This is a genomic window from Variovorax sp. YR750 (assembly GCF_900109805.1).
Taxonomy (GTDB): domain Bacteria; phylum Pseudomonadota; class Gammaproteobacteria; order Burkholderiales; family Burkholderiaceae_C; genus Variovorax; species Variovorax gossypii.
The window spans coordinates 576,858-584,324 of sequence record NZ_FOBJ01000003.1 but is presented as its reverse complement, the minus strand read 5'-3'; the positions used below and the strand labels follow the sequence as shown (position 1 = coordinate 584,324).

At 68.8% G+C, this 7,467-nt stretch carries 6 protein-coding genes and 1 pseudogene; all 7 read right to left on the bottom strand.

Features of this window, described 5'->3' with window-relative positions:
• A pseudogene (locus BMY35_RS37625) lies at positions 1–113 on the bottom strand (electron transfer flavoprotein subunit beta/FixA family protein); the annotation flags it as partial.
• 45 nt (positions 114–158) lie between these two features.
• A complete protein-coding gene (locus tag BMY35_RS09200) occupies positions 159–1,157 on the bottom strand; it encodes a Bug family tripartite tricarboxylate transporter substrate binding protein (protein ID WP_093197170.1) in 999 nt (332 codons plus the stop codon).
• Between the two features lie 43 nt (positions 1,158–1,200).
• A complete protein-coding gene (locus tag BMY35_RS09195) occupies positions 1,201–3,153 on the bottom strand; it encodes an acyl-CoA synthetase (RefSeq protein ID WP_093197168.1) in 1,953 nt (650 codons plus the stop codon).
• 42 nt (positions 3,154–3,195) lie between these two features.
• On the bottom strand, positions 3,196–4,185 hold the full coding sequence (locus BMY35_RS09190) for a Bug family tripartite tricarboxylate transporter substrate binding protein (RefSeq protein ID WP_093197165.1): 990 nt from the start codon (positions 4,183–4,185) through the stop codon (positions 3,196–3,198).
• A 37-nt stretch (positions 4,186–4,222) separates the two neighbouring features.
• Positions 4,223–5,431 (bottom strand): CaiB/BaiF CoA transferase family protein, encoded by a 1,209-nt coding sequence (locus tag BMY35_RS09185; protein WP_093197163.1) that lies wholly within the window; start codon positions 5,429–5,431, stop codon positions 4,223–4,225.
• 81 nt (positions 5,432–5,512) lie between these two features.
• The gene (locus BMY35_RS09180; RefSeq protein WP_093197162.1) at positions 5,513–6,328 is read right to left on the bottom strand and encodes an oxepin-CoA hydrolase, alternative type; all 816 of its coding nucleotides are present in this window, start codon (positions 6,326–6,328) and stop codon (positions 5,513–5,515) included.
• Entirely contained in the window at positions 6,325–7,467 is a 1,143-nt protein-coding gene (locus BMY35_RS09175) for an acyl-CoA dehydrogenase family protein (RefSeq protein ID WP_093197159.1), read from the bottom strand. The genes BMY35_RS09180 and BMY35_RS09175 overlap by 4 nt, the downstream gene beginning before the upstream one ends.

The following is a 7,467-nucleotide window of genomic DNA, read 5'->3' as shown; positions in this document are numbered from 1 at the left end:
AAGGGGTTCATGCTCATCTTGACGTTGGCAATGTCCACTCCGGTGCCATCGCTCTTCACGCGCACCTTCACGTTGTAATCGACGACCCGTTTGACGGGGACCAGAACCTTCATGGCTGTTCCTTTGAATGACGAAGAAGAAATGAATGAGCGGACGGCTTACTCGAGCTTGGCGCCCGACTGCTTGATGAGGCGCTCCCACACCGGGCGCTCTGCCTTCCATGCGGTGGCGAAGAGCTCGGGCGAGCTTTCCTTGACCTCGAAGCCCATGGCCGCGATGCGCTCGCGCACGTCGGGCTGCTGCGTGGCCTTGCGCACTTCCTCGGCGATGCGGTCCACGATGGGCTTGGGCGTCTTCGCCGGCACCGCGATGGCGAGCCAGCCGGTCACGCGATAGGCCTCGTCCTTCAGGCCCTGCTCGGCCAGCGTGGGCACATTGGGCAGCGTGCTCATGCGGCGCTCGCCGCTCACGCCGATGGCGCGGATCTTTCCGGAGTCGATGTGCGGCTTGGCCACCAGCGCGCTGGCATACGCCATCTGGATCTGGCCGCCGATCAGGTCCTGCATCATCGGCGCCTCGCCCTTGTAGGCGACGTGGCTCATGTCCGACTGGGTCGAGAGGCTCATGTGCGCGCCGGCCAGGTGCGGATATGCGCCGATGCCGTACGAGCCGTAGGCCACCTTGCCCTTGTTGGCGACGACGTACTTCAGCAGCTCGGGGCCGGTCTTGGCCGGCACGCTCGGGTGCACCACCAGCACCAGCGGTGCCGCCGCGATCTGGTAGACCAGCGTGAGGTCGCGCGCCGTGTCGTAGGGCAGCTTCTCGTACAGGAACTCGTTGGTCATGAGCGAATTGCTCAGGCCCAGCACGATGGTGTAGCCGTCGGGCGCCGACTTGGCGACCGCGTCGGTGCCGATGATGCCGGCCGCGCCGGGCTTGTTGTCGATGACGACGGGCTGCCCCATGCCGGCCGACATCTTCTGGCCGATCACGCGTGCGAGCACGTCGGTGGCGCCGCCCGCTGCGAAGGGCACGACCATGCGGATGGGCTTGTTCGGGTAGGGGGCCTGTGCATGTGCAGGCGTCAGCGCTACGAGCGCCGCGGCAGATGCGGCTGCGCACAGCAGGGCGCGGCGGTTCGAGTTCGTACGGGTCATGGTTTGTCTCCCTTTGGGTTTCAGAAAGTCTCGAAGAAGAAGTTCAGCCGAGCGCAATGCGGGTCTTGAAGGGCAGGGGCTCCAGCGCCTTCTGCAGCCGCTCCTGCAGCGTCGCGGCCAGCGCACCCGCCGCAGCGCCGTCGATCTGCACGAGCACGAGGCTCTCGCCCTCGGTCTTCACCACGGGCCGCGCGGCCTCGGGCACGCCCAGCCCGGCGCAGGCCTCGGCGACGGCGGCGTTCACCACCTGCAGCGCGGCCATCGCGCGCAGCTCGGGCTTGTAGATCTTCCCGACATTGGTCATCGGCATCGTCGTGATCACCGACACCCATTTGGGGCGGGCCGGGGCCTCGTCCACGCGCGCGGAGGTGAAGGCCAGCAGCTCTTCTTCCGTCGCCGAGGCGCCGGGCACCAGCGTCGCGAAGATCACGGGCAGCTCGCCCGCGTAGGCATCGGGCGCTCCCACTGCCGCGCACAGCTGCACGGCGGGGTGCGCGCCCAGCGCGTCCTCGATGGTCTTGGGGTCGATGTTGTGGCCGCTGCGGATGATGAGGTCCTTCGAGCGGCCCGTGAGGTTGAGCCGCTCTTCGTCGTCGATCCAGCCCAGGTCGCCGGTGGCGAGCCAGCCATCGGCAGTGAAGGCCTTGGCGTTGTCGGCCGGGTCGACGAAGCCCGAGAACACGTTGGGCGACTTGAACAGCACCATGCCCTGCTCGCCGCGCGGCATCTCGCGGTCGCTGGCGTTGCCGTTCTCGTCGAGCGCCACCACGCGCATCTGCATGTAGGGCAGCCGAAAGCCCACGCAGCCCGCGGGCCCGTTCACGCCCGGCGGCGTGATGGTCGAGATGCCGGCCATCTCCGTCATGCCCAGGCTCTCGTGCACATGCAGGCCGAACAGGCGCTCGAAGCGCGCGGCCAGCTCGGGCGCGAGCACGGCGGCGCCGGTGCGGCAGTAGGTGATCGACGAGATGTCCGCGCCGTCGAGCGGCACGTTGGCCAGCGCCGCGAGCACGGTGGGCACGGCCGACAGCGACGTGGGGCGGTACTTGGCCACCAGCTTCCAGTAGTTGGCCAGCACCTCCTTGTTGCGCAGCAGCGAGGGCGTGGGAATGATCACCTCCACGCCCGCCGACAGCGACGAGAGCGAGGCCGGCAACACGCCCGCCACGTGGAACAGCGGATAGCCGTTGATGGAGATGCCGTTCTCGTTCATGCCCGCGACCTGCACGCTGGCCCATGCGGTGAACACCTGCGCGCCGTGGCTGTGGCGCGCGAGCTTGGGCGCGCCGGTGGTGCCGCCGGTGTGGAAGTAGGCGGCGATGTCCGAGGGAGCGATGTTGCGGCCGCTCACGAGGCGGTCGTCGGGTTGCGCGGCGCGAAGCACGTCGAACTCGGCGACGCCTTCAGGCAGCTGGCCTGCCGCACCCGGCGCCTCGTCATGCGGTGCCACGCGCAGCACGGTGGTGAGCGTCGGCAACTGGCCGCGCAGGCGCATGGCCTTCGACCACATGCCCGATTCGGCATCGGAGCCGTAGGCGATCAGCACCTTGGCGCGGCCGGCGGTCATCAGCGCGACCAGCTTCTCATCGGTGAGCAGCGGGTTCAGCGGCTGCACGATGCCGGCCGCTTCGCCGCCCCACAGCGCGAGGTGGTACTCGAGGCAGCCGGGCAGCAGCACGGCCACGGCGTCGTCCGGCCCCACGCCGAGCGTGTGCAGCATGTTCGCGGTCTGGTGGATGCGCGAGAGCAGCTCGGCATAAGACCAGCGGATCGGCTCGTCGGCCGGGTTGCCGGTGCGCAGGAAGGTCAGCGCGGTCTTGTCGCCGAAGGCATGGCCCGCGTTGCGGAAGATCTCGTAGGTGCTGCGCACCGTGAGCGCCTGCTCCAGTGGCGTCTCTTCCAGCTTGCGGATGTCGGCGAGGCTGCGAACGGGAAGGGCGGGGCGGAACGGCGCGCCGACCGGGGTGCTGTAGTTGTTGTCGTGCGTGTCTGTCATGTCTTGTCTCCTTGGTGTTGTCGCCCTGCCGGCCCGGTTGTTTTACTGGTTCGTGATGTGGTTGTCTCGAATGACCTTGCCCCAGCGCTCGAAGTCTTCCTTCATGCGCACGCCCGTCTGTTCGGGCGTGCGGTAGGCCGCGAAGGTGCCCACGCTCTGGAGCTTCTCCTGCACTTCCTTGTCGGCCAGTGCCTTCTTCAGCTCGGCGCTCATGCGGTCGATCACTTCCTTCGGCGTGCCGGTCGGTGCCAGCAGGCCGCCCCACGAGGTGGCGTCGAAGCCGGGGAAGCCTTGCTCGGCCACCGTCTTCACGTCGGGCAACAGGCTCACGCGCTGGCCGGAGCCGACCGCGATGGCGCGCAGCTTGCCGGACTTGATGTGCGGCAGCACGCCCACCAGGTCGGAGAACATCGCTGGCACCTGGCCGCCGATCAGGTCGGTCACGGCCGGCGCGCTGCCGCGGTAGGGCACGTGCAGCATCTCGAACTTGCCGATGGTCTTCAGCTGCTCGGTCGTCAGGTGGCCGAAGCTGCCGGAGCCCGCGCTCGTGTAGTTGAGCTTGCCGCCCTCGGCCTTGGCCTTGGCGATCAGGCCCTGCACGCCGGTCACGTCAGGCAGCGACTTCGGATTGACCACCAGCACGATCGGCAGGTCGTAGATGCTGCCCACGGGCGTGAAGTTCTTGAAGATGTCGTAGCCGGGCGATGCGTAGAGATGCGAGGCCAGCAGCGTGGGCGTGGCCAGCGTCACGAAGGTGTAGCCGTCGGCCGCCGCGCGCGACGCAGCCGCCGCGCCCACGGTGCCCGAGGCGCCGCTGCGGTTGTCGATCACGATGCTCTGGCCCAGCGCCACCGACATCTTCTGCGCCACGATGCGCGAGGCCACGTCGGTCGGGCCGCCGGGCGGGAAGGGCACGATCAGCGTGATCGGCTTGGCGGGCCAGGCCTGGGCGAAGGCGGTGCCGGCCACGAGGGGCAGGGCGAGAGCGAGGAGGGCGCGGCGCAGGGGGCTGCGGAGGGAAAGGGATGCCATTGGTTTGTCTTCCTTGGGATTTCAGGTGTCTTTTTCTTCAGACGACGCCGTTCGTCTTCAGCGCCGCGAGCTTCTCGTCCGACAGGCCGAGCAGCGACTGCAGCACGTCGTGCGTGCCTTCGCCCAGCGTGGGCGGCGCGCTGCGCACCGGCAGGCGCTCGCCGTCGAAGCGGTAGGGCGGCGCCAGCACGTTGACGGTGCCCGCCACCGGATGCGGCTGCGTGGTCACGAGGCCGGCCTCGGTCGCGCGCTTCGATTGCAGCGCCTCCAGCAGGCCCAGCACTTCGCCGCAGGGAATGCCGGCGGCGGTGAGCTTTTCGAGCAGGTCGACGCGCTGGCGCTTCGCCAGCTCGGCGTGCAGTTCGGGCAGCAGCGCGGCACGATTGGCCGAGCGCAGGATGTTGGTCTTGAAGCGTTCGTCGGCCGCGAGGTCGGGCCGCTCGATCACCTCGGTGCAGAAGCGAGCGAACTGCGCGTTGTTGCCCACGGTGATGACCAGCGGGCCGTCGGCCGCGTCGAACACGCCGTACGGCACGATCGACGGATGCGAGTTGCCGTAGCGCGGCGGGTCTTCGCCCATGAGCAGGGCTTCGAGGCCGTAGTAGGCGGTGATCATCAGGCCGCAGTCGTACAGCGCCATCTCCACGTGCCGGCCCTTGCCGGTCTTCTCGCGCTGGTAGAGCGCCGCGAGGATGGCCTGTGCCGAGTACATGCCGGTGAACAGGTCGACGGCCGCCACGCCGAACTTCAGCGGCGGCTGGTTCGCTTCGCCGTTGAGCGCCATCAGGCCGGCCTCGCCCTGCACCACGAGGTCGTAGCCCGGACGCGCGGCTTCGGGGCCGGTGCGGTCGTAGCCCGAGATCGAGCAGTAAATGAGGCCCGGATGCTCCTTGCTCAGTTGCTCGTAGCCCAGGCCCAGCTTGTCGATGCCGCCGAACTTGAAGTTCTGAATCACCACGTCGCACTGCTTCGCGAGGTCGCGCGCGAGCTGCTGGCCCTCGGGCGTCTGCAGGTCGAGCGTGACCGAGCGCTTGTTGCGGTTCACGCTGTTGAAGTAGGCGGTCTCGGTCTTGCCGACGCGCAGGCCCCAGTCGCGGGTGTCGTCACCGCGGCCAGGGTGCTCCACCTTGATGACTTCGGCGCCCATGTCGGCCAGCACCATGCCGCACCAGGGGCCCGCGAGGATGCGGGACAGATCGAGAACGCGGACGCCGGCGAGCGGCAGCGATGAATTTGGCAGTGGCATGAGATCAGCTCCCTGGAAACGAGAAAGCCTCACACGGTGAAAACGGCGTGCGAGGCGGAAAGGCGGGTCGGGCAGCCCGCGTCAGGACGCGCCCAGCTTCTGGCGGCGCAGCGCGGCGAAGTCGGCCTTGCGCTTGCCGAGGAAGGCGCCGATGCCTTCGGCCGCTTCGGCATCCGCCTGCGACTCGACCATGTACACGGCCTCGGCTTCGAGCTGCTCTTCCAGCGTGGCGCGATGTGCCTGGCGGCACAGCGTCTTGATGCGCGCGCTGGCGCGCTGCGGGCCGCCGGCCACCTTGGCCGCGAGCGCGATGGCTTCGGCCAGGGCGGCGCCCTTGTCGGTTAGGCGGTTGACCGCGCCCAGCGCGTGCAAGCGCTCGGCCGGCATGCGGTCGCCAGTCAGGCACATCTCGGTGAGCACCTGGCGCGAGACGAACTCCGAGAGGAAGGCCGTGGCGCCGCCGTCGGGCGTGAGGCCGACCTTGACGTAGGCGACGGTGAAGAAGGCGTCGCGCGCAGACACCAGCATGTCGCAGGCTAGCGCCATCGACAGGCCAGCGCCGGCCGCGCCGCCTTCGACGGCCGCGATCACGGGCTTGCCGCAATCGCGGATCGCGCGGATGAGGTTGTTCAGGCCTTCGAGCTTCTCGCGGCGTTCGGACGCGGGCAGCTCGCGGCGCTTGGCCAGCAGGTTCAAGTCACCGCCGGAGCAGAAGAAGTCGCCCGCGCCGGTGAAAACGATGGCGCCGACCTCGGGGTCGGCCTGCGCGTCGGCGAGCGCGGCGGAGAGTTCGGCGTACAGCGTTGGCGTGATCGCATTGCGCGCGGCGGGGTTGCTGTTGGTGAGGATGCGTACGGCGCCTTCCTGCGAGATCAGAACCGTCTTGTTGTCGCTCATGCCGCAACCTCCTTGCCGAGCGAGATGTAGCGCTGCAGGTGATGGTCTTCGTCACCGAGTTGATGGTCGATCATCACGAGCCGCTTGGCGTAGTGGGGCAGCGGCAGCTCCCAGGTCATGCCGATGCCGCCGTGCATCTGGATGCTTTCCTGCGCCACCAGCGCGCCGATGCGACCGATGCTGAACTTGGCGGCCGACAGCGCGCGCTCGCGCGTCAGGCGGTCGCCGGTGTCGATGGCGGCTGCGGCGTTGATGACGGCCGAGCGGGCCTGTTCGATTTCGAGCAGCAGGTCGGCCATGCGGTGCTGCAGCGCCTGGAAGCTGCCGATCAGCGTGCCGAACTGCTTGCGCGTGCGCAGGTATTCGAGCGTCGCGGCCTTGGCCGCTTCCATCGCGCCCACGGCTTCGGCGCACAGCGCGAGCACGCCGCGGCCGATGGCGCGTTCCAGCGTGGCGTGGCCCTGGCCTTCGGTGCCGAGCAGCGCGTCGGCGCCCAGCTTCACGCCGTCGAACGAGAGTTCGGCGACACGGCCGCCATCGATGGCGGGGCAGCCGCGCACCGTGAGGCCCGCCGTCTTCGCGGGCACGAGGAACAGCGAGATGCCGGCTTCGTCGTCCACGTTGCCCGAGGTACGTGCCGAGACGAGGAACAGGTCGGCCTGCTCGCCCTGCGGCACGACGGCCTTGGCGCCGTGCAGCACCCAGCCATCGCCGCTGCGCTCGGCCCTGGTCTGCACGCGGGTGCGTTCGTAGTGCGTGTCGGCCTCGTCGTGCGCGAAGGCAGCGACGATCGCGCCGTTGATGATGTCGCCGAGCTTTTCCTTCTGCGCATCGGTGCCCGCGGCGCTGATCGCCTCGCCGACCATCACCGCGCCCAGCAGCGGCTCGATCACCAGGCCACGGCCCAGTGCCTCGAAGACCACGGCGATGTCGAAGCCGCCGCCGCCGAAGCCGCCATCGGCCTCGCTGAACAGCGCACCGATCACGCCGAGCTCGGCGAACTGCTGAAAGATCTCCTTGCTGAAGCCGTGCTCCGACTTCGCGATGCGGTCGCGCGCGTCGAAGGCGTACTGCTCGCTGATGAAGCGGTTCAGGCTGTCGGCGAGCATGCGCCGGTCTTCGGTGTGTTCGAAGTTCAT